The 25,576-nt window shown below is 70.1% G+C and carries 23 protein-coding genes; 13 read left to right on the plus strand and 10 right to left on the minus strand.

The window, feature by feature from the left end:
• The first annotated feature begins 34 nt into the window (after positions 1–34).
• From QHF83_RS14880 to QHF83_RS14910, 7 genes are all read left to right on the plus strand, one after another.
• Positions 35–1,411 (plus strand): trypsin-like peptidase domain-containing protein, encoded by a 1,377-nt coding sequence (locus tag QHF83_RS14880; protein WP_282418485.1) that lies wholly within the window; start codon positions 35–37, stop codon positions 1,409–1,411.
• A gap of 5 nt (positions 1,412–1,416) precedes the next feature.
• Positions 1,417–2,958, plus strand: coding sequence for a hypothetical protein (locus tag QHF83_RS14885; RefSeq protein WP_282418486.1), 1,542 nt, complete (start codon positions 1,417–1,419; stop codon positions 2,956–2,958).
• A 36-nt stretch (positions 2,959–2,994) separates the two neighbouring features.
• Entirely contained in the window at positions 2,995–3,387 is a 393-nt protein-coding gene (locus QHF83_RS14890; RefSeq protein ID WP_282418487.1) for a hypothetical protein, read from the plus strand.
• Positions 3,380–4,504, plus strand: coding sequence for a D-Ala-D-Ala carboxypeptidase family metallohydrolase (locus QHF83_RS14895; protein WP_282418488.1), 1,125 nt, complete (start codon positions 3,380–3,382; stop codon positions 4,502–4,504). The genes QHF83_RS14890 and QHF83_RS14895 overlap by 8 nt, the downstream gene beginning before the upstream one ends.
• A 79-nt stretch (positions 4,505–4,583) precedes the next feature.
• The gene (locus QHF83_RS14900; protein WP_282418489.1) at positions 4,584–6,005 is read left to right on the plus strand and encodes a serine/threonine-protein kinase; all 1,422 of its coding nucleotides are present in this window, start codon (positions 4,584–4,586) and stop codon (positions 6,003–6,005) included.
• A gap of 8 nt (positions 6,006–6,013) precedes the next feature.
• Positions 6,014–6,985, plus strand: a complete 972-nt coding sequence (locus QHF83_RS14905; protein ID WP_282418490.1) for a CDC27 family protein — start codon at positions 6,014–6,016, stop codon at positions 6,983–6,985.
• A 17-nt stretch (positions 6,986–7,002) separates the two neighbouring features.
• Positions 7,003–7,803: a hypothetical protein gene (locus tag QHF83_RS14910; protein WP_282418491.1), complete on the plus strand. Its 801-nt coding sequence runs from the start codon at positions 7,003–7,005 to the stop codon at positions 7,801–7,803.
• 21 nt (positions 7,804–7,824) lie between these two features.
• Here the strand turns inward: QHF83_RS14910 and QHF83_RS14915 are convergent, their stop codons facing one another.
• The 3 genes from QHF83_RS14915 to QHF83_RS14925 all read right to left on the minus strand — a co-directional run bounded on the left by QHF83_RS14915 (position 7,825) and on the right by QHF83_RS14925 (position 11,559).
• Positions 7,825–8,736: a M23 family metallopeptidase gene (locus QHF83_RS14915; RefSeq protein ID WP_282418492.1), complete on the minus strand. Its 912-nt coding sequence runs from the start codon at positions 8,734–8,736 to the stop codon at positions 7,825–7,827.
• A gap of 62 nt (positions 8,737–8,798) precedes the next feature.
• Positions 8,799–11,054: a hypothetical protein gene (locus tag QHF83_RS14920; RefSeq protein ID WP_282418493.1), complete on the minus strand. Its 2,256-nt coding sequence runs from the start codon at positions 11,052–11,054 to the stop codon at positions 8,799–8,801.
• A 106-nt stretch (positions 11,055–11,160) separates the two neighbouring features.
• Positions 11,161–11,559 (minus strand): TIGR02266 family protein, encoded by a 399-nt coding sequence (locus tag QHF83_RS14925; protein ID WP_282418494.1) that lies wholly within the window; start codon positions 11,557–11,559, stop codon positions 11,161–11,163.
• A gap of 43 nt (positions 11,560–11,602) precedes the next feature.
• Between QHF83_RS14925 and QHF83_RS14930 the strand changes: the two genes are divergently transcribed.
• Both QHF83_RS14930 and QHF83_RS14935 read left to right on the plus strand, forming a co-directional pair.
• On the plus strand, positions 11,603–13,306 hold the full coding sequence (locus QHF83_RS14930; RefSeq protein ID WP_282418495.1) for an AMP-binding protein: 1,704 nt from the start codon (positions 11,603–11,605) through the stop codon (positions 13,304–13,306).
• A 31-nt stretch (positions 13,307–13,337) separates the two neighbouring features.
• Positions 13,338–14,273 carry a hypothetical protein gene (locus QHF83_RS14935; RefSeq protein WP_282418496.1) on the plus strand — a complete coding sequence of 312 codons (936 nt, stop codon included), beginning with the start codon at positions 13,338–13,340 and terminating at the stop codon, positions 14,271–14,273.
• On the opposite strand, the gene QHF83_RS14940 is transcribed toward QHF83_RS14935, so the two are convergent.
• The 7 genes from QHF83_RS14940 to QHF83_RS14970 all read right to left on the minus strand — a co-directional run bounded on the left by QHF83_RS14940 (position 14,274) and on the right by QHF83_RS14970 (position 22,653).
• A complete protein-coding gene (locus QHF83_RS14940) occupies positions 14,274–15,284 on the minus strand; it encodes a helix-turn-helix domain-containing protein (RefSeq protein WP_282418497.1) in 1,011 nt (336 codons plus the stop codon).
• Between the two features lie 203 nt (positions 15,285–15,487).
• On the minus strand, positions 15,488–16,882 hold the full coding sequence (locus QHF83_RS14945) for a DUF1573 domain-containing protein (RefSeq protein ID WP_282418498.1): 1,395 nt from the start codon (positions 16,880–16,882) through the stop codon (positions 15,488–15,490).
• 60 nt (positions 16,883–16,942) lie between these two features.
• A complete protein-coding gene (locus QHF83_RS14950; RefSeq protein ID WP_282418499.1) occupies positions 16,943–18,079 on the minus strand; it encodes a serine/threonine-protein kinase in 1,137 nt (378 codons plus the stop codon).
• 2 nt (positions 18,080–18,081) lie between these two features.
• Positions 18,082–19,140, minus strand: coding sequence for a LysM domain-containing protein (locus QHF83_RS14955; protein WP_282418500.1), 1,059 nt, complete (start codon positions 19,138–19,140; stop codon positions 18,082–18,084).
• Positions 19,141–19,180: 40 nt separating this feature from the next.
• On the minus strand, positions 19,181–19,507 hold the full coding sequence (locus tag QHF83_RS14960; RefSeq protein WP_282418501.1) for a TerB family tellurite resistance protein: 327 nt from the start codon (positions 19,505–19,507) through the stop codon (positions 19,181–19,183).
• 22 nt (positions 19,508–19,529) lie between these two features.
• Positions 19,530–21,029: a glycosyltransferase family 39 protein gene (locus QHF83_RS14965; RefSeq protein WP_282418502.1), complete on the minus strand. Its 1,500-nt coding sequence runs from the start codon at positions 21,027–21,029 to the stop codon at positions 19,530–19,532.
• The gene (locus QHF83_RS14970; protein WP_282418503.1) at positions 21,022–22,653 is read right to left on the minus strand and encodes a helix-turn-helix domain-containing protein; all 1,632 of its coding nucleotides are present in this window, start codon (positions 22,651–22,653) and stop codon (positions 21,022–21,024) included. Before QHF83_RS14970 ends, QHF83_RS14965 begins: the two co-directional genes overlap by 8 nt.
• 86 nt (positions 22,654–22,739) lie before the next feature.
• Between QHF83_RS14970 and QHF83_RS14975 the strand changes: the two genes are divergently transcribed.
• The 4 genes from QHF83_RS14975 to QHF83_RS14990 all read left to right on the plus strand — a co-directional run bounded on the left by QHF83_RS14975 (position 22,740) and on the right by QHF83_RS14990 (position 25,480).
• A complete protein-coding gene (locus tag QHF83_RS14975; protein WP_282418504.1) occupies positions 22,740–23,963 on the plus strand; it encodes a DUF1015 family protein in 1,224 nt (407 codons plus the stop codon).
• 13 nt (positions 23,964–23,976) lie between these two features.
• Positions 23,977–24,609 carry a hypothetical protein gene (locus QHF83_RS14980; RefSeq protein ID WP_282418505.1) on the plus strand — a complete coding sequence of 211 codons (633 nt, stop codon included), beginning with the start codon at positions 23,977–23,979 and terminating at the stop codon, positions 24,607–24,609.
• Positions 24,610–24,623: 14 nt separating this feature from the next.
• Complete coding sequence (locus tag QHF83_RS14985; protein WP_282418506.1) at positions 24,624–25,163, plus strand: hypothetical protein; 540 nt, start codon at positions 24,624–24,626, stop codon at positions 25,161–25,163.
• 62 nt (positions 25,164–25,225) lie between these two features.
• Entirely contained in the window at positions 25,226–25,480 is a 255-nt protein-coding gene (locus QHF83_RS14990; RefSeq protein ID WP_282418507.1) for a hypothetical protein, read from the plus strand.
• The last annotated feature ends 96 nt before the right edge of the window (positions 25,481–25,576 follow it).

Consider the following 25,576-nt stretch of genomic DNA (forward strand, 5'->3'; position numbering starts at 1 on the left):
TAGCGCCGGATCGGCGCTCCTAGCAAGCTCTGGCTTGACGCGACGCCGAACCGAGAGCGACGCTCGCTTCCGCCAGAGCGTTCGTCTCGTGATGAGGGCTCCGCTCGGCAAGCCGAGCTCCGCCCCCAAACCCCCCATGCCCAGCCCCAAACCCACGCCCAAGCCAGCACCCAGGCTCACGCCGAGCCAGCCATCGACAGGGTTTCGTGTCGCGCTGATCCTTCTCAAGGTCGTCGCGATCGTCTGGGGGTTCGTCGCGACCCTGGTGTCGCTCATGGCCGCGGTCGGCGCGTTGACCGAGAACGGTTATGCCCGGGCGCTCATCGCGCTCGCCGTGACCGTGATCGTGCCGCTCGGGATCGCCGACAGGCTCCTGCCAGAAGGAGAAACCAAGGGCGGGGCGAGCATCATCTCCGACGTGCTCGCGATCTTCTTGCTCGGCGTGTCGCTCGCGTTCACGGGCGCCGCGAAGTTCACCGGGTCGCTCTACGTGAAGGAAGGCGATCGTCTCGCGGCCTCGGGTTACAAGACGCTCGCGCAGGTCGCGTATCTGCTCGGCGGCGTGAAGCCCGCGTTCCCGGAGCCCGCACCCGCCGCCACGCCCGCGATGGACGCGGTCACGGACGCCGGCGCAGACGCGGAAGCCGCAGCGGACGCCGGCGCAGAAGCGGACGCGGCGGCGGTGACGCCCGCGGTCGCGGACGCAGGCACGGCAGCGGACGCGAGCGCGCCCGTGGACGCCGGCGCGACGGGGAAGGGCGACAAGACGCCGGCCGAGCTCTTCCGTGATCTGTCGCCGTCGGTCGTGACGATCTTCGTGAAGAAGGGCGAGGCGCAAGGCGGCGGGACGGGGTTCTTGATCGACGAGGCGGGGGTCGTCGTGACGAACCACCACGTGATCGACGGCGCCGCGTCGGCGCGGCTCAAGTTCGAGAACGGCGCGATCTACGGCGACATCCAGGTGCTCGTGGACAGCCGCGAGGCGGACCTCGCCCTCCTCGGGATCGAGATCGAGAAGCCCCTCGAAGGCGGCACGCCGCCGAGCGCGAAGCCGCTCGATCTCGGCGACTCGGACAAGATCGTGGTCGGCGAGAGGGCGATCGCGATCGGCAATCCGCTCGGGCTCGAGCACACGCTGACCGACGGGCTGGTCTCGGCGCGGCGGCTGCACGAGGGGCGGCAGTGGATCCAGATCTCGGTGCCGATTTCCCCGGGAAACTCGGGCGGGCCGCTGTTCAACATGCGCGGTGAGGTGATCGGGATCAACACGGCCCAGTTCGGCGGTGCCTTCGCGGGAGCGCAGAACCTGAACCTCGCCGTGCCGGTGAACGAGCTCAAGCGCCTCGTCAAATCGAGTTACCCGGGGCGGCGCAAGCTCGGCGATCCGAGCGCCTCCTCCAGCCAGTGGTGAGTCCATTGCGCCAGAAAATCGTCTTCGTCTTGCTCATCTGCCTCCTCGGAGGGTTCGGCGCGATCTTCGTGACGCGGAGCCGCGCGCCCCACACGGCGCCGCCGGCGAAAAGCGAGGCCGCAGAAGCCGCGCTGCCCGCGCCGAGCGGGAGCACGAGCGCAGGCCCCGCGGCGAGCGCCGTCGCGAGCGCGGGGCCCGTGCCGAGCACGAGCGCGAGCGCGGGCCCCGTGCCCGTGGCGAACGGGAGCTCGAGCGCAGGCGCGCCGCCGGCGGACGCGAAGCCGCAGGCGTTGCTCGATCGGCCGCTGAAGGTGGTGTCGCTCGGCTGGGAGCTCGCGGCGCCGGGGATGCTCGCGAACGAGGGACAAACGCCGGGGCCGAAGAGCGTGTTCACGGCGGCGGGGCTCGACGTGCGGATCGCGGTGTCGGACGCGATGAGCGCGGTCGAGGAGGCGCTCGCGCGCGGCGGCGGGGACGAGAACGGCGCGGACGTGGCCGTGGTGCCGCTGCCGACGTTCATCGCGGCCTACGAGCGGCTGCGGGCGCTGTCGCCCGAGGTGTTCTTCGTGGCCGGGTTTTCCCGCGGGCGCGAGGCGTTCGCAGCGAAGGACGGGCTGCCCACGGGGCCCGTGAAGGGCGACGTGACGCTGGTGGGTAGGCCGGGCGCGCCGTCGACGTTCGTGGGGCTGTTCTTGCTCGACGTGGCGGGCGTGCCGTCCGCGAACGTGAAGGTCGTGGCGCCGGGGAGTCACGACGAAAAAGAGGCCGGGTTCATCGCGTTCGATCGGACGGAGATGGGCGCGGACGGGGCCGCAGGGCGCAAGATCGTGCTGACGACGGCGGACGCGCCGAAGCTCGTTCCGCTCGTGGCCGTGGCGCCGCGCGGGTTCATCGCCGACAAGGAGCGCGCGCTCGCGGCGCTCGCGAAGGGTCTTCTGGAAGGTCAGAAGAAGCTCGCCACGGATCCGCCGGGCGGGGCGCGGATCGTGGCAGCAGCGAAGGGCGCGCCGGAGCCGCTCACGCTCTTGCGGCGGCTCGGGGACGTGGCGCCGGCGTCGATCGGGGACAACGCGAGGATGGCGGGTCTGTCGGGGCGCGGGGCGCTCACGCTGACGACGTTGTTCCAGCGGTCGTGGCAGCTTTATCGCGGGGCGTCGCTGCTCGCGACGCCGCCGCCGGAGGCGCCGCCGATCGCGACGAACGTGATCGCGGCGCTCGCGCGGTCGGGCGCGCTGCCCGGCGGCGACGCGAAGGCCGAGGCGAGCAAGGGCAAGCTGGAAGAGGGCGCGAAGCCGCTCGTCGTGTTCCGTCAGGAAAAGCTCGACGAGGAGGCGCTGATCGACACGATCGGGCTGCTCGCGGCGGTGTTCGAGCGGAGCGTGGTGCGCGTGTCCGTGACGAGCGGGGCGGGCGTGGACGGGGCGAAGACGAAGAAGGTGATCGAGGCGGCGGCGGGGCGCTTCGATCTCGAGAGCGGCAAGCTCGTGGCGCCGAAGAAGGCGGGCGCGAAGGGGGCGGCGGTGGTGGAGGTGATGGCGCTGCCATAGTGGGGCGCCGCGATTTCGGAGGGCGAGGGCCGGGTCATGTTGAGAATCCTTCGCGAACAGGTGGATGCGCTGCGCCAGGCGGAGCTCGAAGAGTACCGGGAGCGCGTGATCGCGCAGATCCAAGGTATTTTTCCGGCGGAATGGTCGAGGCTCGGCGAGGAGGGCTGCGGGGCGCTCGTCGATCGGGCGCTCGGGCGCGCGGCGCGTCACGGGTGCAAGTCGGAGCAGGACGTGTTCCGTTACGTGTCGCTGATGCTGGTGCTCGGGCCCGATTTCGAGGAAGATCCGGCGCTGCCCTGGGTCCGCGAGATTCTCGAAGACCCGGAGGCGAGCGGATGGCAAAAGGTGAGCGCATTGATGGACCGGGCCATCGCGTGGCTGCGCGAGCGCGACGCGCCGAAGGCCGCAGAGGAGGTGGGTCGTGAGTGAAGGCGATGTGCCCATTCCGCGGCCGCGGCCAGAGCGGCCGGAGGACCAGGTCGCAAAGGCAGACCAGCTCCAGAACGCGGATCAGGCCGCGTCGAACATGCCCGCGTCCGAGGCCGGCGCGGCCTGCGCGGATTGTCCGGCGGGCTTCAAGCTCGAATACAAGAGCCGCTACACGGAGCAGGGGCAGCAGGACAAGACGCCGAACCGGTACACGAAAGAGGTGTGGGTGCCGGCGAAGGAGTTCATCTTCCTGATCGGGCAGGATCGGAAGCTGACGGTCCGGACGAACCCGCCGATGGCAGACGCGGAGTGGGAGGTGAAGCCGATCGGGAGCCACAGCGGGACGCCGACGCCGAACAAGGGCAAGGGCGCGGAGTTCACGTGGGTCCCGAAGGTGACGGCGTCGCAGCGGCCCGTGAACGGCTCGAAGCAGCGGAACAAGCCGGTGGGCTACGAGATCACGGTGAAGCTGACGCGCGGGCGGTCGACGACGTACACGGAGAAGATCGAGCAGGACGTGCGCGACATCATCCGGCAGGAGTACGTCGATTATCGGTCGCTGCCGGCGAAGAAGACCTCGCTGCACGTGCCGTACCGGGACCAGATCGTGCCAGCGCCGCGGCCGGAGTTTCTCAACGCGAACAACTACGCCGCGGACAAGGTGGTGCTGAACTCCGGAATGCTCCAGCTGCTCGAAGCCGTGGAGGCAGAGTATGGGGAGAGGGTGACCGTGAACAGCGCGTGGCGTTGCCCGCAACGCAACAAGGCGGTCGGGGGCGTGCCAAACTCGAACCACCAGCACGGCGGCGCGATCGACATGGCGCCCAGCAACTACAACGGCATCCGGGGGACGCAGGCAGGCCGGACCGCGATCCTGAACCTCTACCGGGCCGCGCTGCGGGCGAAGGACAAGGCCGGCGGGCGGATGGTGCTGCTCGAAAAGGGGAAGGACGCGCTGCAAACCGGCAATACGGATCTACCGAAGCCCGACGCGAAGCACCCGGACAAGAACGACGACGGAATCCGGGACGGCGACGCGGCGACGCTGAGCAAATTGAACAACGCGTCCCACGTGCACATCGACAAGGAGCCGCCAGACGGCGGGAAAGACGATTAGCCGGTCGTGACGGGCCCGTGAAGGGCTCGTGATCAGGAGGACTTCCAGAGGTCGGGGCACCTCGTGTACCCTCGTCCGGATGGCATCCGAGAACGGCCGTTACGACAAGCTCGCCGAGATCGCGTCCGGCGGCATGGCCACGGTCTACCTCGCGCGTGCCCACGGCCTCGGCGGGTTCGAACGGCTCGTCGCCGTGAAGGAGATGCACCCGCATCTCGCCAAGGAGCCGGAGTTCGTCGCGATGTTCCTCGACGAAGCCCGGCTCGCCGCGCAGATCCGGCACCCGAACGTGGTCGCGACCCTGGACGTGACCGAGAACGAGGAGGGGACGCTCTCGCTCGTGATGGAATACGTCGAGGGGCCGAGCCTGCAGCAGATCCTGCGGCGCGCGGTTCGTCAGCACGATCGCGTGCCGATCGACATCGGGCTCCGGATCTTCCTCGACGCGCTCTCGGGCCTCGACGCCGCGCACGAGCTCACGGACGGGAGCGGCGTGCCGCTGCACATCGTGCACCGCGATGTGTCCCCGCAAAACGTCCTCGTGAGCACGGATGGGATTGCCAAACTGACCGATTTCGGGGTCGCGCGCGCCGATTCCCGGCTTTCGAGCACGCGCACGGGGACGGTGAAGGGGAAGGTGCCGTACATGGCGCCCGAGCAGATTCGCTCGAAGCCGCTCGATCGGCGTACGGACGTGTATGCGGCAGGGGTGGTGCTGTGGGAGATGCTCGCCTGCCGGCGGCTCGTGCAGGCCGATAGCGAGGTCGCGATGATGTACCAGATCACCGAGGGCACGGCCGTCTCGCCGCGCGAGGTGATTCCGGAGGTGCCCGAGGGCATCGCGCGGGCTTGCTTGAAGGCATTGGAGAAAAACCCGGACGAGCGATACACGAGCGCCGCCGAGTTCGCCGAGGCGCTGGAGGCGGCCGCGCGCGCAGAAGGGGTCGTGGTGGCGAATCACCGCGCGGTGGCGGCGTATGTCCGGGCGATCAACGTGCACCGCGCGCCGTCGGCGCTCGCCCCGGAGGGCCGGCGATCGGTGGTGTCCGGCATTTCGGGCGTGACGGGCTCGGGGACGGGGAGCAAGGAGGCGGCGCTGCCGGCACCCTCGACGCCGGCACGCACGGCGCTCACGAGCACGCAGGACGCGGACGTCGAGGCGTCGAAGAAGAGGTCGTCCCGGGGGATTTTCATTTCGATCGGCGCGGTGGCGGTGGCGGCGCTCGCGGTGTTCGTGTGGATGCGGTATGGGAAGCCGCCGACGGACGCCCAGCTACCGAGCGAGGCGCCGGCCATGCAGGGCGCGCCGGTCGAGACGCAGGCGCCGCCCGTGATGACGGCCGCGGCGCCGCCGTCCGCCGCGTCCGCGGTGGTGTCGGCGTCGGCGTCGGCGAACACGGCGCCCGCGGCGGCGAAGCCCGCGGCGCCCATTTCGACGGCCACGACGAGCCGAACGGCAAAACCTCCATCGAAGGGGGGCTATCGTCCCCGGGAGTTATGACGCGTTTCATGCGACGTTCCCTCGCAGCATTGGTGATGGCAGCCCAGCTCGTCCTTTCGAGCGCGCCCGCGCTGGCCGGACCGACCTCCGCATCCCCGGCCGCGGCGCAGAAGGCGTTCGACGCGGGGCAGGATCTGTTCGACAAGGGCCGACACGAGGAGGCGATCGCCAAGTTTCGCGAGGCCTACTCCATCACGAAGAGCCCGAATGCACGATTGATGGTCGCACGCTCGCTCCTCGCGCTGGGCAAGATGGTCGAGGCGTACGAAGAGCTTTCGGCGACGCGCATCGAAGCGGCGACGCTCGCCGAGCAGCAACCGAAATACGAGCGGGCCCGCGACAGCGCGGCGGCCGACCTCGCGGCGCTCGAGCCCAAGGTGGCGAAGGTGATCGTGGCGCTCGCGCAGCCCGAGGGGGCGCGTGTGACCCTCAATGGCACGGCGCTGCCCGCCGAGCGGCTCGGCGTGGCCATCGTGGTGCTGCCAGGCAAGGTGGTGGTGGAGGTCGAGCCAGCGAAAGGCGCGCCCATGCACCGCGAGGAGGTCGTGGTCGGCGGGCAGACGAAGACGATCTTCGTGGCCCCGGGCGCCGAGGCGCCGAAGACCGAGCCGAGTGCGCCCGCGCCCGCGGCATCGACGACGGGCGGCGGGGTGCGGATCGCCGGATACGTGGTCGCAGGGCTCGGCGTGGTGGGGCTCGGGGTGTTTGGCGTGACGACCGCGATGGCGCAGAGCAAATACGACGGGCTCGTCGCCGATTGCGGGGGCAAGCGGTGCACGGATCCGCGGTATGCGGACGTGATCGACGAGGGGAAACGGCTCGAGACGATCGCGCTCGGCTCACTCGTGGGCGGCGCGGTGGGCGTGGCGGCGGGCGCGCTGATGATCACGCTCGGCGGGCCGAAAGCGGCGAAGAAGACGGACGCCCGGGTCGTGGTCGGGCCCGGGGGCGCGTTCGTCGAGGTGGGTGGGGCGTTCTGATCCGGGCGAGGTTTGGCATGGCGTACAACAACACGATTTCGAGGCTCGGCTGGTTGCCGCTCTTCGTTGGCCTCGTCGGCTGCAACCGGGACTGGAACGCGTACGATCCGCGGCTCGGCGGCGGAGGCGCGAGCGTGGGGACGAGCGCTTCGAGCGGCAGCGATTCAGGCGGGGGCGCTCCAGTGAGCAGCAGTTCCAGCTCCGGCATGGGCGGCGCCGGGGGCGCCGGGGGCGCGGGCGGGGCTCCGCAGTGCACGATCGCCTTGAAGGACGATTTCGACGACGGGATGACCGATCCGGCGGAATGGTCGATCTATACGGAAGCCGGCGCGTCGATCGCCGAGTCCGAGGGCAACCTGGTCATGACGATAGAGTCCGGGGCCCCAGGGTACGCGGTGCATTACTCGACCCAGCCGTACGACATTTCGAATTGCGGCGCGTTCGTCCAGGTGCTGGAGGTCCCGAACCCGACCGCCAAAGCTTATGCGTCATTCCAGGTCGGCACGGGGGCCGAGAACGCGGTCGAGATCGCTTTCTACCAGGGGACGCTGTACTTCCACAAGATCCTCGATAACAACTACACCGATGTGGCGTATATCGAATACGATCCCACCGCGCACGCGTTCTGGCGCATTCGCGAGCAGGACGGCAATACGTTCTGGGAGACGTCGCCCGACGCGCAGCAATGGACGGTGCAGGCGAGCGAGCCGAACCCGCTGCCCGTCGGGGAGTTGTACGTGGCCCTGACCGGAGGGATCGACGAGCCGGCGCCGGACCCGGGCCGGGCGCGTTTCGACAATTTCAACATCCTGCCCTGATGCAGGCAGGTTTCCAGCGCGTCACTGCGATTCGACGCTGATCTTGTTGCCCTTCACGTCCACGGCCACGGCCCGGACGCGGAGCATGCCGCTCGTGACCGTGCCGACGAGCCCTGTGAACGTGAAATCAATTTCGTACGCCGACATCGTGTTGTTGTATCTTTGCGGGCGGACGAGAATGCCCTCGTTGTTCGGGTCGTCGATGACGACGTCGGATTCGCTCGACGTGTAGGTGCGATTCCAGTCCTCGATGTCGTAGACCCGCTCGGAGAGGGGCTCGAGGCCTTCGAGGATGGCGGCCGCGTCGGCCTCGAAGGTGGCGACGGAGACGCTGCGGAGATCGAGCTCGCCCGCAGGGACGCGGGCCCGGACCGTGATCTTGGGCTCGAGGGGGGTCGTCATGTCCACCTTGCCAATCTCCAGCGTGGGTGCGCCTCTGTCCGAATAGGGCAGGACGTCGAGCGGGTGGACACAGTCCTTCTTGTTGTCGCCGGGCTTGCGAATCTCGAAGTGCAGGTGCGCGAAGCCATTCGAGGCCTTGCCACTCTCGGCGATGGCCTCGCCGGCGTCGACCCTGTCCCCGACGTCGACGTCGACCTCGGAGCAATGCACGTACGTGCTGTAGTAGCCGCCGTGATCGACCTTGACGAGCATACCGCCGGCGCTCGTGTCCTCCTGGATCTCGCTGACCACGCCCGCGGCGATCGAGTAGACGTCCGTGCCCTCGGGGACGGCAATGTCGATGCCGCGATGAAAGTCGTAGACGTCGTCTTCCGTGCGGACGCGGGGACCAAAGGTCGATGAGAGTGGAAAATCACCTTCGGTCGCGCCGCTGATTGGCCAGACGACAGGCCCGTCCGCGCCGCAGCCGGCCAGGACGAGCGCGCCCGCAGAAACGAGGACAGAAGCTCCCCGCGACAATAAGGATTTCATGAATGTATGATATCATCCGTGACCGGTCGCGGGAGGGAAATGCGCTTCCCAGGCCCGACCGTTCAGGGCAGCGCGGCGCCCTGGGGCAGCTCTGCGCGAAAATTCGGCGCAAGCAGATCCCGCGCGAGCTGGACCTCGACGAGATCGAGGACCGGGCTATCCGCGACTTTGCGCAAACGCTCCGCCGCCGCCGGGTCGCCGGAGGCGCGGCGTGCCATGGCCGTGTAAAACTCCGCCTCGACTCGCTGCGCCGCATTCTGTGCCGAAGCGAGCAAGCCGTCGTCCGTCATGCGCCCGAGCGCCCACTGCGCGAGTTTGACGACCCACGCGTCCCGATCGCCGTTCGTCGCGAGCGCGCGCGTGGCCGTGTCGTCCGGCGCCGCGCGGAGCTCTCGTTCGAGGAGGGAGAGCCAGAGGCCGCCGTAGATGCGCTCTTCCTGATCGACGTCGGCTTCGAGGCCCTGGCGGACGGCCGCGCGCGCCGCGTCGAGGTCGCGACGCACGAGAGCGCGCGAGACGATCTGGAGGACCGTGGCGCCGAGCGCAGGGCGATCGGTGGCCGCGACGGAGAGGGCACGATCGTGCGCGCGCCTTGCGGCCTTGGCGTCGCCGTACGCTTCGAGGACGCGGGAGAGCAAGGTCTCGGCACGGGCGCGCATGCCCGCATCGCCGCGCTGCTTCTGCGAGGCGAGCGCGGCGGTGAGCGCGTCCGCGAGCTCGGCCTTGGCGACGTCGGTTGCGCCGAGGTCGCGATGGATCTCGAAGGCGAGCATGTGCGCCTCGGCGAGGTCGGCGAGGGCGACACGCGCGTCGGGCGCGGCATACGCGCGGCGCAGGTTGTCGAGCGCGGCGGTGGAGTCCTTGGCCTGGCGATCGGCGCGCGCGACGCGGATCCACGCGGCGACCGAGGGATCACCTTTCGCGGCGGCCACGAAGAGCGGGCGCGCCGCGGCGAGGTCGCCGCTGCGTACCTCGACGGAGGCCATGAGCAAGCGCAGGCGCGCGGGCGTGGGCTCGAGGCCGGCCGCCGCGATCTCCGGTCGATCGGCGGCCGCGAGGATCGGCGCGGCGGCGCGGAAGGTGCGGCGAACGGCGTCGACGTCGCCCGCGTCGGCGTCGACGGCCATGGCCTCGAAGACGATGCGGTTCGCGGCCGCGACGAACCGCGCGTTCGGCTGCGCCCCGAGCGCGCCCGCGAGCACGGCCGGCGCGCCCTCGGACATGCCGAGGCGCACGAGCTCCTCGGCGAGGAGCGCGGCCATGCGGAAGTTCTTCGGGTCCTTGCGGTACGCCTCGAGCACGCTGCCCCAGACGCCCGCCTCGACGAGGCGCGGATCGAGCCGCTCTTCGCGTTCGTCCTCGTCCTCGGTCGTCGGAGCGCCCTCGTTGGCGAACGCCGCCGCGACCATCTCCCAGGCCTCCGCGTCGCCGTCCTCCGAGGCGACCATGAGGCTCCTGCGCAGCGCGGGCTCGGTGATGAGCCGGACCTCGGAGCTCTCGATGCGCGACAAAGCGCCCTGGGCGTCGCCGTGGCGGATGAAGATCGACGCGAGCATGACCGCGCCGGTCTCGATGGAGCGCGCCGCCTCCATGGCCTCGGCGCGCTCGGGCCGCTTGCCCGTCTGCCGGAAGATGCGGTTGATCTCGATGCCACGATTGACCCACGCCTCGATCGCGTTCGCCGCGGCGTCGAGTGTCTCGCCGGACGGATCGACCATCGCGCGCGCGGCCAGGTACCGCGCTTCGGCGCCGAGGCGCACGCCGGGGCTGCCCGCGTGGGTGTCGCCGATCCAGCGCTCGAGGTTCGAGAGGTGCTCGTCGAGCTCGGCGCGACCCGGGGCGCTCGTGCCGAGCGCGGCGGCGCGCATGCGCATGAGCGCGTGCACGCGTCCCTCGTCGCCGAGCGTGCTCAGGTGGCGGATGGCGCCGTCGAGCGCGCGCGCGCCGGCCGCGTCGACCATCGCGCCTTGTCCCTCGCCGACGCGGACGAGGTAGAGCGCGCCCATCACGCTCGAGGTCCCTCGCTCGGGCGCGCCGAGCGCGAAGCGTCGCTCGGCGTGGATGAGCTGGCGGCGCACGACGCCCGCGACGGTGCCGAGCCGCTCCGGGGTGCGCGAGCCGTCCGAGAGGACACGCGCGAGCGTCGTGGCGAAGTCCGCGTCCTGGACGTCGACGGGTTTGACCGGGCCCTCGACGACCTGCACGGGGGTCTTCGTGGGCCGGGCCGAAGTCCCGCAGCCCGCGGCGCCGGCGGCGAGGAGCGAGGCGAGGATGGCTCGGGCGAACGCGCGCGCGCGGGGCGTAGATCTCGGAGGCATCTCCGCGGAGTGTACACGGCGGGCGCGAACCTGCACGAGGCGACGAGGGCCCCCGGGCGCCCGAGCAAGCTTGAAACCGGCGTAGACGAACCGGAGCTCTTCGCGCTTACGACTTCGTGTTCGGCTTGTGCCCGAGGAGCTTGCCGGCGAGCTCGTCGCCAAGCTCGTTCGCCATCAGCTTCTCGACGATCGCCTCGGTCTCGCGGCGCTCTTTGTCGTCGTTGTACTGGAACTCGATGCCCATGCCGGCGGGGGAGTCGGGCGTGGCGTCGACGGGGCGCACGATCCACTTGACCCGACCGCGGAGGCGGAGCGGCTCGGCGAGGTTCTTGATGCTGAGCGCGAAGACGAACTCGGTGTTCACGTCGAGGGGCCGATCCGTGCGGATGAACGTGCCGCCCTTCGAGATGTTGCGCGTGTAGTCGGCGAAGAACGTGTTGAGGCGCTTGTACTCGACGTTCAGCTCGATGGCCGCGCGGCCTCCGGTGGTTCGCCGGTCACTCACGGGAAGTAACCTATCCCCAACGTCGCGAGACTACAATCCGGGCATGCACTGGAAGGAGAGGCTCTCCTCGCTCAAGCAGGCCGCCGAGGGCATGGTGTTCGGGGCGCGGACGGTAGGCCGCGTCGCGATCCAGACCAAGATGCCGCGTCACGTCCACTGGTCCGGGCTCGAAGCCACCGCGCGCGAGCTCTGGCGGACCAAGAAGGCCGCGCCGCCGCTCTTGTTCCACTTCATGGCCCACAACGATCCCCACACCGTGGGCCTCGTGGGGCTCTCCGCGTCGCCGAGCGGCAGGCTCGTGGAGGATCGCGCGTACTCGTTCTCCGAGATGAACGAGCGGATCGAGCGCATCGCCGCGGCCCTCGCCGAGCGAGGGGTTCGGCCAGGCGATCGGGTCGCGTTGATGCTCAAGAACCGGCCGGAGTTCGTGCTGCTCCAGATCGCCGCCGGCAAGCTCGGCTGCGGGGCGGTCAGTTGTTCGTTCCGGTCGACGCCGAGCGAACTCGAGTACGTGGCGACGCACTCGGGGGCGCGCGCGTTGTTCTTCGACGTGGACGTCGCCGAGACCGTGCGCGAGGCGGCGCCGTTGCTCGCGCAGATCGGCGCACCGCGATGCTTTTCGGTGGGCGGCGCGGTCGAGCCGTTCCCGACGCTCGAGGGGCTTGTCGCGTCGGCGAAGGGGCCGCCGCCTCCCGCGGGCGACGAGCCCGCGGTGGTGATGTACACGTCGGGCACGACGGGCAAACCCAAGGGCGCGGTTCGGCAGTTCGCGAAGGGCGCGACGACCGCGGCGCTCGCGTTCATCGGCGAGACGCCGATGGAAATGGGCGAGGTGCACCTCGCGGTGTGCCCGCTCTATCACGCGACGGCGTTCGGGTTCATCACGATGTCGTACCTCGTCGGGAGCACGGTGATCGTGCTGCGCGATTTCCGGCCCGAGTCGTTCCTCGAAGCGATCGAGCGCTACCGCGTGACCACGACGGCCGTGGTGCCGACGATGCTGCACCGGATCGTGGAGCTCGGGGAGGAGAGGATCCGGCGCTACGACACGTCGTCGCTGAAGGCGATCTTCACGGGCGGCGCGGCGATCTCGGTGCCGCTGGCGAACGAGGTGCTGCGGATCTTCGGGGACAAACTGTTCAACTTCTACGGGGCGACCGAGACGGGCGTGGTGACGCTGGCGAAGCCCGCGGATCTGCGCGCGGCGCCGGGCACGATCGGCCGCGCGATCCCGGGCGCGGAGGTGCGGCTCTACGACGAGTCCGGTCGGATCTGCGCGCCCGGCGAGGTGGGCGAGCTCTACGCGCGGAGCGGGCAGCTCTTCTCGGGCTATCACGCCGACGACGCGGGGACGCGCGACGCGATGCGGGACGGGTTCTTCTCGGTCGGCGATCTCGCGCGCAGGGACGAGCGCGGCTACTTCTTCCTCGAAGGTCGCAAGCGCGACATGGTGATCTCGGGCGGCGTGAACGTGTACCCGGCCGAGGTGGAGGGCGTGCTGCACGATCATCCGGTGGTCGCGGAGGTCGCGATCGTGGGCGTCCCGGACGAAGTGTGGGGCGAGCGGGTGCGCGCGTTCGTGGTGCTGAAGCCGGGCGCGAGCGTCGAGGCGAAGGAGCTCGAGGCGTTCGCGCGCGCTCGGCTGTCTGGCGCGAAGGTGCCGCGCGAATTCGTGTTTCTTCCGTCCTTACCGCGCAACCCGACAGGCAAGGTGCTGAAGCGCGAGCTCCGCAGCATGGCCCTGTGACGAGCGCAGAAGTTTGGTGTAGGAGGGCCTGATGGTCCTCCGCGTTGGCTTGCTCGTCGGACGTGAGCGCTCCTTTCCCGATGCCCTGATCGCCGAGGTCGCGCGGCGCGACGCCGGCGTGGTCGCGAGTTACGCCGAGCTCGACATCACCTCGATCGATCGTCCGCCGCCGTACGACGTGCTCGTCGATCGCATCTCGCACGAGGTGACCTGTTACCAGCCGGTGCTGAAGCTCGCGGTGCTGAACGGCACGCGCGTGGTGAACAACCCGTTCTGGCGGATCGCCGACGACAAACTCTTCGGGACCGCGCTCGCCGCGCGGCTCGGCGTGCGCGTGCCGAGGACGGTGGTGCTGCCGTCGAAGTCGTACGGCGAGGGCGTGTCGAACGAGACGCTCTGCAACCTGCGTTTCCCGCTCGACTGGGAAGGCGCGGCGCGCGAACTCGGCTTCCCGATGTTCATCAAGCCGCACTGGGGCGGAGGGTTTCGCGACGTCTACCGCGTGAGCTCGATGGAGGAGCTCTGGCGCACGTACGATCGGACGGGGATGCTCACGATGATCGCGCAGGAGGCGATCCCGTGGTCGCAGTACGTGCGGTGCATCGTGATCGGCAAGGAGCACGTGCTGCCCGCGCTGTGGGATCCGCGGCTCGGGCACTTCGACCGGTACGTGCGGGCGAGCGAGACGATGCCGCCGCTCGAACCGGCGCTGCTCGCGCGCTGCGTGGAGGACGCTCGCTCGCTCTGTCGCGCGCTCGGCTACGACATGAACACGGTCGAGCTCGCGATCCGCGACGGCGTGCCGTACGCGATCGACTTCATGAACTCGGCGCCCGACTTCGACATCACGTCGCTCGGGCCCGAGCACTTTCCGTGGGTGGTGCAGAAGATGGCCGACCTCGTGATCCGGCTGGCCCACGAGGGCCCGCCGAAGCCGGCCATGAGCTTCAAGGACGTGATGCGCTGATCACTCGGCGTCGGCGAGCGCCTCGAGCGCGTCGGCCTTCGCCGTGACCGGCTTGCGGGCGCCGAGCGGCGGCGCGAGGCGCTTGCGCTTGATCATCTCGACGAGCGTCGTGCGGTTCAGGCCGAGCAAGCGCGAGGCGCGGTTCTTGTTCCAGCCCGTGCGCTCGAGCGCCTGGAGGATCATGCGCGTCTCGAACTCCTCGACCGCGGCGCGCAGATCGAGGCCGTTCACGGGGAGCGCGCCGAGCAGGAGCGGTGAGCCGTGCGGCTTCGCTCCGCGGATCTCCTCGGGCAGATCCGAGACGGTCACGTACGGGCCCTCGGCGAACGCCATCGCCTGATCGATCGCGCGGTCGAGGCCGCGCACATGGTCGGCGAAGCTGTGCCCTTCGAGCAGCGCGATCGCCTCGGGCGACAGGCCGCGCAGATCGGTGCGACGCGAGCGCGTCGCGTGCAGCTCGAAGAAGTGCTGGATGAGCAGCGGGATGTCCTCGGCGCGCTCGCGCAAGGTGGGGAGCTTGACCGTGCTCGTGGCGAAGAGCGCGCAGAGCGCGGCGTGACACCCATCCGGATCGAGCGGCGCCGTGGAGGTCGCGATGAGGCGCGTGTCGCCGCGGTTCGCCAGCGCGACGAGCTCGTCGGAGAGCTCGGGGGCGAGACGATCGATGTCGACGAGGACGAGCGTGCCGCCGCGAGCGCTCTCGGTGGCGGTGCGGAGCGCGGCGGCGTCGATGGGCGCGGCTTCGTCGGAGAGCAGGACGAGCGGGCCCTGGGCCGTCGTCTCGTGCAGGACCCGGGCGAAGAAGCGCTTGCCGGCGCCGGGCTCGCCCACGAAGAGCGCGGGCGCGCGGGACGTCGAGAGAACTCCGATGGCGTGGACGACCTCCTCGATCGCCGCGCCTTGCCCGACGATGCGCGATCCCATGGAGACGAGCGCCTGGCGTACGGCGCGGGTCTGCGAAGAGGGCTGGGTTTCGTGGCTGTGCTGGTCCTGCTGCGTGGCCGTCGACATGTCAGGAACTCCCCGATGCTGAAGTCAGGTGCGGAATGGACATCAGCAACGGTCATGCCAGCCAAGGAATTGGCGGAGTTTCGCGGGTTTTTGTCAGACGGGGGGTCGCGACGGACCCAGGGGGGAGTTTGTAAGCTGGCGAAATGCCGTGTGCGTCGTTCCTGTGACGGCCTTGGAAGGGGGTCACAGGAGACCCACGGGGGTCAACGTCGACCCATCCTCCGAGTTCGCCGTACGAGGGCCGCGACACCGGCGAGGGCGGTGAGCGCGAGGCCCGCCGGGGCGGGGGTGGGCGCGTCGCTTCCGGCGGCGCGGCAGGCGCACCCGCTCTCCTGCGAGATGTCCTCGGACGGCGCGACGGGGCCGCCGAAGCCCACGCCCTTGAGGACGATCTCCTGGACCGGGTCGTTCGGGTCGTTGGACGCGATGAACAACGTCGCCTCGAAGGGGCCGTTCTTCCGGGGCATGAAGCGCACGGCCGTGTCCGCCGTGACGCCGGGCTCGATGTCGAGGCTCGGATCCCACGCGGGGAAGAGCTCCGGGCTGCTCGACACGATCGTCACCTTCGCGCGCGCCTCGCCCGCGTTCCACACGCTGAAGCTCTCGAGGCTCTTCTGGCCGACCTCGACCTCGCCAAAATCGATCTCGGCCTTCGGCAGCACGACGTCGGGCAGCGGGACGTGCACGCGCTGCTTGGGGAACGACCACGTCGTCTGCGTGATCGGGAAGGTGATCGGAATGTCGACGAGGTCGAACGAGAAGTTCTGGCCGAGGAGCTCGACCCACATGCCCGGGATCAAGTGGATGATGCCGTCGTAGTCGATGTTCCCTTCGGGATGCACGTCGAGGTCGATCGAGGGGCCGTTGAGATACTCGGCCTTCGTCTCGCCGCCTTCCTCGGTGATGTCGCCGCCTTTGACGCCCTTGCCCTCGGCGCTCTCCACGACGATGCGCTCGGTCGTGTACGTCGCGGCGAGCTCCATCTGCACGTCGACCTTGAGGCCGCCGTCCACGAAGACGCTGGGGATGCTGATGATGTCGCTGAGGCCGACCTCGATGATCGTCTGCGGCTGCGTCTTGCTGGAGAGCGTGGCGCCGGGGTGAAAGCCCCACGCGTCGAAGATCTCTTCACCCTCGACCTGGAAATCGATCTGCGGGACGTACGGGATGTCGCCGACCCAGTCGTACGGGATGCCGGCGATCTTCACGTGGAGCTGCGCCTGCGCGCCGAGCTCGACGCCGTAGTGATACGAGAGCAAGCCGCCGTCGGGGTTGCCCGGCGCGCGGAGGAGCAGCGCCTCGGGCCAGCTCGTCTCGAGCGCGCCCTTGAGCGAGACGCGCGTGGTCGCATAAACGCCCGCCCAGACGTGGACCTGCAAGGGCGAGTTCGCCGGGACCCAACCCGTGTCGAAGCTCCATTCGATCGGGAGTGAGTCGCTGTGCGAGAAGGCGATCGGGGCGGTCTTGCACCAGTCGGGATCGACGTCGCAATCGACGGCGACGACCTCGGCGCGCGCAGCGCTCGGAAAAAGCGCGACCCCGAGGGCGACAGCGGAGGCCGCGAGGAAACATTTTTTCGAAAGGAAGCGCTTCTTCATGATCGCGGCGCATTATCGCCGCGATGGCGCGCGAAAGCCATCCGCGATGCGCGTCGCCTGCTATCGCGCGCCCGCCATCGCGCCGACGGCGATCGCCACGGCCGCGAGCACGACCGCCACGAGGATCCACGGCCACCGCACAGGCTGTCCCGGGCGCTCCGCGGCAGCTTTCGTCGTCGACGCAGACTTCGACTCGAGCGCGACGGCCTTCGCGACGGCCGTGCGGAGCTCGAGCTCGGTGTCGCCCGTGGCGAGCGCGTCGGCGTCGTCCACGGCGGCAGGCGCGATGACGTGATGCTCGTCGCGCGCGGCGGAGAGGGCCTCGGCGAAGGCGCGCGCGGTCTCGTACCGCTCGTCGGGGTTTTTGGCGAGGGCGCGATGGACGACGGCTTCGAGCGCAGGCGGGATGTCGCGATCGGGGCTCGACGCGCGCGGGGAGGGGACGGGCTCGGTGAGGTGCGCGGTCATGGCCGCGATCGGCGTCTTGCCCGCGAACGGCGCGCGGCCCGTGAGCATCTCGAAGAGCAGGACGCCGGCCGCGTAGATGTCGCAGCGATGATCGAGCTCGTCGCCGCGGACCTGTTCGGGCGACATGTACTCGGGCGTGCCGAGGATCATGTTGCGCTCGGTGAGCGAGGTGCCCGACGGGTCGCGGTGCAAGGCCTTGCCGAGGCCGAAGTCGACGACCCAGACCATCGGTACTCGTCCCGTGCCGAGCTCGCCCTGGATGATGACGTTGCCGGGCTTGAGGTCTCTGTGCACGAAGCCGCCCGCGTGCGCGGCGCCGAGCGCGGCGCAGATCTGGAGCGTGATCTCCACGGCCTCCTCGATCGTGGGCCTGTGCTTGCGCAACGTCGCTTCGAGCGAGAGGCCCTCGACGTACTCGAGCACGAGCACGGGCAGGCCGTCGTCCTCGGTGACGTCGAGCAGGCGCACGATGTGGTTGCCTTCGAGCTGCTTCAGGATCGAGGCCTCGCGCGTGAAGCGGCGCGAGAAGTGCGGGTCGAAGCAGAGGCTCCGGTGGATGACCTTGAGCGCGACACGCGCGTCCGTCTCGCCGTCCGTGGCGACGTAGACGATGCCCGTCGCGCCCTCGCCGACGACGGACTCGACGGTGTACCGCGAGGCGACGACGGTGCCCGGCGCGAGGTACGCGACGTCGGAGGAGACCGGGGCGCGCGTCTCGCCTTGCTGCACGCCTACCGACCTCCCACGGGCGTGCGGCGCGGCGTGCTGGGGGGCGTGGGCGAGGCCGCGGACGCGGATGCAGGGGCGGACGGGATCACGGCGGCGGGCGGAGCCGCGGCGCCGAGGGTGCTCGCGTTCGTGCAGGCACGCACGATCTTCGGGGAGAGCTCGATCGGGTCGAGGACGAGCGCGGGGTCGGCCTCGCGCCAGGCGAGGCAGGACGTCTCGGCGAGGCCCTGGGCGTCGAGCGCGACGTAGGCCTCGACGAGGCGCTGGTGGATCTGGGCGAGCTGGGGGCGCGAGAGCTCGCCGGAGCCGAGCAGGCGATTGCTGCGCGTGACGGCGTCGACGTAGCGGCCGTTTCGCACATCGGCGGCGAGCTGCGGCAGCTCGACCTCGGCGCGCCGCTGCGCCTCCCGCGCCTGGCCTGCGCCTTCCGAGCGGACGAGCGCACCGGCGCTCGCGGCGAGGGCTTTTCCTTCGGTCGTGAGCTCGAGCTCGGTGAGCGGCACGAGCACCACGTCGCCGCGCTGCAGCGACTCGCCGCCGAGGCGGTTGTACCGATCGAGCATCCACGCCTTGTCGCGCTGGCCGAGGAAGCGGTAGGCGACGGTCAACGTCGAGTCGCCCGGGCCGGCGACGTAACGCAGGTTGTAAGGGACGCGGATCTCCTGGCCTTCGGTGGGCTGGATCCAGGGCTTGGCTTCGTTCGCGAAGGCGAGGACGTCGCTGCGCTCGGGGTGGCCGAGCAGCGTGTCGGCGAGCGAGGTCCAGGTCTCGCCGGCCGTCACGCGGTGGTGCCCGACCGACGGGATCTCCAGGCGCATGCCGGGCACGATCGACAGACCCCTGCCCGCGTCGAGGGAGTTGGCCGCGACGAGGATCTGCTCCATCTCGACGCGGCCGTACACGCGCTCGGCGATCTGCGCGAGCGTCTCGCCGGAGCGCACGACGTGCGGGAACGCGCCGGCGGGCCTGGCAGGTGCGATCGTGAGGGCGAGCGCGGTCGCCACGCACGCGAGGGTGATCCCCCACGGCCCGTGCCGGCGACCGAGACCTTGGCGAAGCACGCCCCGAGCGTACCAGACGGACGCTGGGGGTGGCGAACGGTTAAGCCAGCAGTTGTTCGAGGAGCGAGAAGCTTTCTGCCTCTTCCGGGTCCACGTTCCCGTCCGCCTTGATGATCCGGCGTGCGGCGTCGAGCACCATCTTCCGGTGCGCGGCCGGGATCGTGGCCGGGTCGACCTCCTCGGCGCGCGGCGGCACCTGCAGCCAACCCTCGACCTGCTTCGCCTCGTCGGGATCGAGCTGGAACTCCTTGACCATCTTGTGGACGAGGGCGCGCTCCTTGGGCTTGACCTCGAGGTCCGCCCAGGCGAACGAGCACACGAACCGCATCACCTGAAGACGATCCTCGCGGCTCAGGTTCTTCAACATGACGGTACTCTATCAGACCTGGTCAGGACGGTGGGGGAACGTCTGCGGCTGCTCGTGAAGGAGCGGCGAGCGCTCCGGACGGTCGCAACGCGAGGGCCGCGAGCAGGCAGAGGACCGGCGTGATCACCACGTGATAACGGTCCTCGCCGAAGAAGACCGCGTGCGTGAGCGCCACGGTCGCGACGGCGAAGACCAGGTAGCCGACGGCCGCGTTGCGGGCCGGCGCGCCCGGGAGCGGCAGCGCGCCGAAGAGCACGATCAGCACGGCGAGCGGCCAGAACGGATGCGCGTCGGAGAGGATGCCGTGCAGCACGACGCCCACGATCGCGAGGAGCGCGGCGATCTGCGTGAGGCGCGCGCGGAGCGGCATTCGTCCGAGCGGCGAGGCGACGAGGCCGAGCGCGGCGAACGCGAGCAGCGCGACGTGCACCGCGGTGAGCACGGCGCGGCCCGTGGCTTTGCGCGGCTCGGGCCAGGCCGCGGGGTTCGCTTCGCCGAGGTAGCCCATCGGGAACGACTCGTGATCGAACGTGTGGCCGAGCTTCTTCGGGACGAGCGAGAGCCAGCGGATCGGGTCGTTCACGATCCACCGCAGGCCCTCGTCGCGCCAGCATTGATCCTGCTGCACCTGGCCCGTGACGACCTTGCAGCCGTCGCTCGCCCGCAGCGTTTCGAAGCGGCCCGTGGCGCGCGGGGACGCGCCGATCGCGAGGTTCCACCCGGCGTTCGTCGAGACGAATGCGCAGCCGTCCATCACGCGGCAGTTGCGCGCGGTCCAGGGCAGGACGACGAGCACGGCCGTCGCGAGCGCGATCCCGGCCGTGACGAGCCCTTTCTTCAGCTTCGTACGAATCGTGCCGTCGCCGAGCGTGGGGGGTTTGGGGGCGTAGCCCGGCTTGTCCGGGCGTAGCCCCCAAGCGGCGAACAAGCCGAGCGCCGGCGCGCAGAGCAGGCTCTGCGGCCGCACGAGCGTGGTGAGGCCGAGCGCAAGGCCCGCGAGCAGCGCGCCGCGCATCGGCTTGGTCTTCGCGTCCCGCGCGACGAGCCACCCCGCCGCCACGAGGCCGAGCGCGGCGAGCGGCTCGGTCATCACGAGCGCCGCGTAGACGATGAGGCCCGGATCGAGCGCGCAGAGAAGACCCGCGGCGCGGGCGCGGTTCTTCGTCGTCGTGTACCTCGCGAGCCTGTGCACGAGCACCACGACGAGCGCGCCCGTGACGGCGTTGACGACGGGCGCGGTCGCGGGGCCTGCGCCGAAGAGCCGGTAGAAAATCGCGAGGAAGCCGCTGTAGCCGACGGGGTAGTGGCACCACGGGTGCCAGACACGCTGGCCGCCGACCACGATGTCGTCGGAGTAGCCGAAGCCCTCGGCGATGCGACGCGCGCCGAAGTCGTAGTAGTGCCCGTCCCACACGGGCTCGCGGGCCCAGGCGATGGCGACGTAGAGGCGCAAGAGGAGCGCCAGCACGAAGAGGGCGGCCGAGAAGAGCCGATCCCGTCCTTCGTCCGAAGGCTTATCCACTGCCCCTCGCGCGCCCGAGCGAGATGTCCCGCAGCCTTCGCGTGTACGTCTTCGCGACCTGCGCCGGGTCGAGCTTCAAGAACTTCGCGACCTGCTGGACGAAGCCCTGCACGTACACGAGCGCGGGCAGGTCCCCGACCGACTCGTTCTCGATCGCGTTGAGGTGCGCGACGTTGATCTTCGTGCGCTGCGCGATCTCGGTGATCTCGATCCCCTGCGACTCGCGCACCTTGCGCAGGAGCGCGCCCGAAAACTGCGTCTCGGCGTTGATCTCGCGCGCGAGCTCGGCCTGCAACATGGCGAGCTCGGCCATCTGCGCGGCGTTGCTGCTGCGCTGCGGCACGACCGTGGCGGGCGTGTCGTCCGGGAACGTCGAGAGGTCGTAGGCGCGGCGGCGCACGGGATCGAGCAGCGTGTCGTGCGCTTCTTCGATGCGCGCTTGCACCTGGCGCAAGACCTCGGGCGCGACGACGGAGCAGAGCGGCAGGCTGCCCTCGCGGAAGATCTCGCGCTGGCGCTTCACGGCGCGGCGGATCTCGTCGTCGGCGGCGGTGCGCGGGACGCCGAGGACCTCGTAGAGCGTGGCGGGCAGGGCGCCGGCGCGTTGCTGGGCGACCGGCGCGCGGGCCGGGAGCGCGCCGCCGCGGGTGCTCTGCGCGGCGAGCAGCGCCAGGATGCGGCGCGCAACGCGCTCGATGTTGCGCGCGCTCTTCGACGTGGGGCTGTCGATGAGGAGCGGCTGCCTGCGCCGCACCGTCAGCCACACGGCGTCGTCGTGCTCGATGTGACCGAGGTAGTCGAGCGAGATGCCGAGGAAACGCTCGGCGATCACGGACATGCTCATGCCGAGATCGAGGTCGGAGCGCAGGCGCGTCTGACCGACGACGAGGTGCGCGGCCACGCTCAGCATCTCCTCGGCCGCGACCTTGGCGACGCCGTCGTCGTAGCGTTTGATCTCGGCGACGATCGCGGGCGGCGGGGCGAGCGGCGGGAGCGCGGCGATCACGCGCTCGACGAGGCGCAGCTTGAAGCGCTCCTTCGTGAGCGCGCGCCGGAGCACGCGCAGGTAGAGCGCGCGAGCGAAGCGGTAGGTCGTCTCGATCGCGAGCGGCTCGGGCGCCGTCACGCAGATCCCGACGTCGGCCTGGAGGAAGAGATCCAGCGTGGAGGCCGTCGTCGAGGCGCCGAGGTTCAAAAGGACGTAGTCGACGTCGAGCTTCTCGATCTGCCTCGCCCAGTGCGATCCGCGGTTCGGGCGGATCGGCGTCGCCGTCATCGGATCGTAGGCCGTGGGCAGGAGGCGCAGGCCCGGGACGATCGTGCTCACGGGCTTGGCCTTGCCTTCTTCGAGCGCCTCGCTCGTCACGAGCGGCGGCGTTTCCAGGCCGAGCACGCCGTGCAGGTTCGAGCCGAACGGATCGGTGTCGCAGACGACGACCTCGCGGCCGAGCTGGGCGAAGTAGACGCCGAGGTTCACGGTGAGCAGCGTCTTGCCGACGCCGCCGCGCCCGCCACCGACGGCGATGACCCGCCGCGTCCGTGCGCCCGAGGGCGACTCGATCATGGGCGGCGGCGGGATCGTGGGTGTCAGCCGCTCGTTGTCGTCGTCTCCGGGCACGGGCACGCCCGGACGTGTACCACAGGATCTGCTTCGTCAGCCCAGGACGCGCCTGTCTCGACACCCGCCCCCAACCGGGCTAACCGCAGCGCATGGCCAAAGTCCGCCCCTTCCGTGCCTTCCGCCCCCCGCCCTCCTTGGCCCTCGAGGTTGCGAGCCCGCCGTACGACGTCATCTCCACGGCCGAGGCCCGCAAGCTCGCCGAGGGCAACCCGGCGAGCTTCCTGCACGTCTCTCGCCCCGAGATCGACCTCCCCGAGGGCACGGACGAGCACGACGACGCGGTCTACGCCATGGGCGCGAAGAACCTCGCGAAGCTCATCGCCGAGGGCGCGCTCACCCAGGACCCCGAGCCGCACCTCTACCTCTACGCGCAGACCATGGGCGACCACCGCCAGATCGGCGTCGTCGGCTGCGCGGCCGTCTCCGAGTACCTCGGAGACACGATCAAGAAGCACGAGAAAACCCGGGCCGACAAGGAAGACGACCGCACGCGCCACATCGACGAGCTCTCCGCGCACGACGAGCCCGTCTTCCTCACGTACCGCAAGGAGGGGGCGATCGACGCGCTCGTCCGGGCCTCCACCGAGGCGCCGCCGATCTACGACTTCACCACGAAGGACGGCGTCGGCCATCGCTTCTGGGTGCTCGGCCGCGACGCGACGCGCGCCCTCGAAGAGCGCTTCGAGGACGTCGCCTGCCTCTACGTCGCCGACGGCCACCACCGCAGCGCCGCCGCCGCGCGCGTGCACCAAAAATCCCGCGGCGACGGCCGCGAGCACGACATCTTCCTCGCCGTCGTCTTCCCGCACGACCAGATGAAGATCATGCCGTACAACCGCGTCGTGCGTGACCTCGAGGGCCGCTCGCCCGAGGCGATCCTCGAGCGCCTCGCGTCGGTCATGCAGGTCGAGCCGCGCCCGGACGGCCTCGCCGCGACCCCGCCCGAGCCGCGCACCTTCGGCGCGTACCTCGCGGGCAAGTGGTACCTCCTGCGCGCCCCGCAGGATCCCGCGCGGGCCGAGGATCCGGTCGCCTCGCTCGACTGCTCGATCGCGCAGGACCTCCTCCTCGGCCCGATCTTCGGCGTGAAGGACCCGCGGCGGGACAAGCACGTCGACTTCGTGGGCGGCATCCGCGGCTACGGCGAGCTCGAGCGGCGCGTCGACGCGGGCGAGTTCACGCTGGGCCTCCACCTCTATCCGACGCAGATCGAGCAGCTCTTCGCGGTGAGTGACGCGGGCCTGCTCATGCCGCCGAAGAGCACTTGGTTCGAGCCGAAGCTCCGCAGCGGCCTCTTCGTGCACACCTTCTGATACGCCTGGCCGCTTGCCGAGCGGCCTTTTCCGTGGAAACGAGACGCTGACCTCGCCGATGCCCCTCACGCGCCGCCAAGCCCTCGCCTCCGGCCTCGCCCTCCTCACGCTCGGCGGCGGCGGGTATGTCTTCTGGGCGGCGTCTCGTTTCCCGCCGGACACCACGCCCGAGGGCGCTTACCTGCGGATTGCGTATAACCTCGCGCACGGCGACGCGCGCACCTGCTTCCATTACCTCGAAGATTCGGCGCAACACGCCGCCTACAGCATCCGCGATTATCGCAAGAAGGCGAGCGACCGCATCACGCAGGCCTACCCCGAGCCCGAGCGCACGCGCCTCGTCGACGCGTACCGGACGCACGCGACGGCCGAGGACGGGGCGGACGTGTGGGTGGATCTCGCGACGAAAAAAGGATTCGTGACGCGGCTGCGGCGGGATCTGTCGGGAATGGCGAAGGTCGAAATCGTGGGCGAGCGGGCGACGGTGGAGACGGCGCGCGGCACGCGCTACGGGTTCCGGCGGCGCGAGAATGGGATCTGGGGGCTCACGCTGTTCACGGCCGACCTCGTGGCCGAGTCGGAGCGGGCGGCGCGGGATTGGGATATCGTCGAGAGGGCGGCGAAGGATTACGAGCGGGGGCGGTAAGGAGCGCGATTTTGATGGCGGACGATGACGATCTCCAGCAACGGCTCGACGCGCTCACGGTCTCCGAGATGCGCCGTCGTGTCGACCTCGTGGTGGCTTTCATGCGCGAGCAACGCCGTGCGCTCGCGGTCGAGGTGGGCATGACGCTCGAGGACGCCCCTGGGCCGAGGCCCACGCTCGACCTCGAGCAGGGCCAGCGGCATTTGCAGGAGCTCATGGAGATGCTCCCGCTGCTCCGGAGGCGACTCACGCCGGAGGAGCGCGGGCGGATGAAGCCCATGAGCGAAGCGCGATCGGAGCAGATGAAGGAGGTCCTGGACGAGCTCGCCTCGCAACCGGAGCTCTTCGATTCCCTCATGGAGGAGGGGGGACTCGACGTCCGGCACGAGGACATCGTGCGGATGCGCGAGGGGTTGGAGAAGACGGAGATGCTCAGGGACGTGGAGCGCGAAGTTCGGCTCTTCGTGGAGGAGCTCAGCGCGTACCGGGAGCGCCTCCAGGCGAGCGTCCTCGACATGGTGAAGAAGGCGGGCGGGCCGATCGGCCAGGGTTGACCGGCGGGCGCGGGTGTGCCGGCCCCTCGTAGGCCACGCCACGCTCCTCGTGCCTTGGCGTTGTGCACCATGATACCGTCCGGGCCATTCTCCATGGCCTTCTCGCCGAGCAATCCGAGCTCGCCTCCGGAGCGTCGCTCGTGAAAGCGCGCAATCGATGGATCCGGGTCGTCAATGCCTTCGTCGCCGACGGGGAGCTCGCCGAGCTCGCGCCCGCCACCGAGGCGCTCGTCTTCGGACCGCTCCGCGACGCGGAGAAGAAGGCCGACGCGCGCGCGAGGAGCGCCTCCGCCGCCAACGTCCCCGAAAAGGCCTAGTCGAACCCCTTCGAACCGCCGCCGACCCGGCTTTCAGGTGGTTCGAGACGCCTCGAACCCTCGACGACCCGCCTCGCGGGTGGTTCAGTCCCTCTC

It is taken from the genome of Polyangium sp. 15x6 (genome assembly GCF_029960785.1).
In the GTDB taxonomy this organism is placed as follows: Bacteria; Myxococcota_A; Polyangia; order Polyangiales; family Polyangiaceae; genus Polyangium.

Bases quoted from the DNA above. Each gene is read 5' to 3' on its own strand.
- QHF83_RS14935 (WP_282418496.1), top strand. From the start codon at position 13,338: ATGGTCCTCCGCGTTGGCTTGCTCGTCGGACGTGAGCGCTCCTTTCCC.
- QHF83_RS14900 (WP_282418489.1), top strand. From the start codon at position 4,584: ATGGCATCCGAGAACGGCCGTTACGACAAGCTCGCCGAGATCGCGTCC.
- QHF83_RS14975 (WP_282418504.1), top strand. From the start codon at position 22,740: ATGGCCAAAGTCCGCCCCTTCCGTGCCTTCCGCCCCCCGCCCTCCTTG.
- QHF83_RS14905 (WP_282418490.1), top strand. From the start codon at position 6,014: ATGCGACGTTCCCTCGCAGCATTGGTGATGGCAGCCCAGCTCGTCCTT.
- QHF83_RS14960 (WP_282418501.1), bottom strand. From the start codon at position 19,507: ATGTTGAAGAACCTGAGCCGCGAGGATCGTCTTCAGGTGATGCGGTTC.
- QHF83_RS14890 (WP_282418487.1), top strand. From the start codon at position 2,995: ATGTTGAGAATCCTTCGCGAACAGGTGGATGCGCTGCGCCAGGCGGAG.
- QHF83_RS14985 (WP_282418506.1), top strand. From the start codon at position 24,624: ATGGCGGACGATGACGATCTCCAGCAACGGCTCGACGCGCTCACGGTC.
- QHF83_RS14920 (WP_282418493.1), bottom strand. From the start codon at position 11,054: ATGCCTCCGAGATCTACGCCCCGCGCGCGCGCGTTCGCCCGAGCCATC.
- QHF83_RS14910 (WP_282418491.1), top strand. From the start codon at position 7,003: ATGGCGTACAACAACACGATTTCGAGGCTCGGCTGGTTGCCGCTCTTC.
- QHF83_RS14915 (WP_282418492.1), bottom strand. From the start codon at position 8,736: ATGAAATCCTTATTGTCGCGGGGAGCTTCTGTCCTCGTTTCTGCGGGC.
- QHF83_RS14930 (WP_282418495.1), top strand. From the start codon at position 11,603: ATGCACTGGAAGGAGAGGCTCTCCTCGCTCAAGCAGGCCGCCGAGGGC.
- QHF83_RS14945 (WP_282418498.1), bottom strand. From the start codon at position 16,882: ATGAAGAAGCGCTTCCTTTCGAAAAAATGTTTCCTCGCGGCCTCCGCT.
- QHF83_RS14940 (WP_282418497.1), bottom strand. From the start codon at position 15,284: ATGTCGACGGCCACGCAGCAGGACCAGCACAGCCACGAAACCCAGCCC.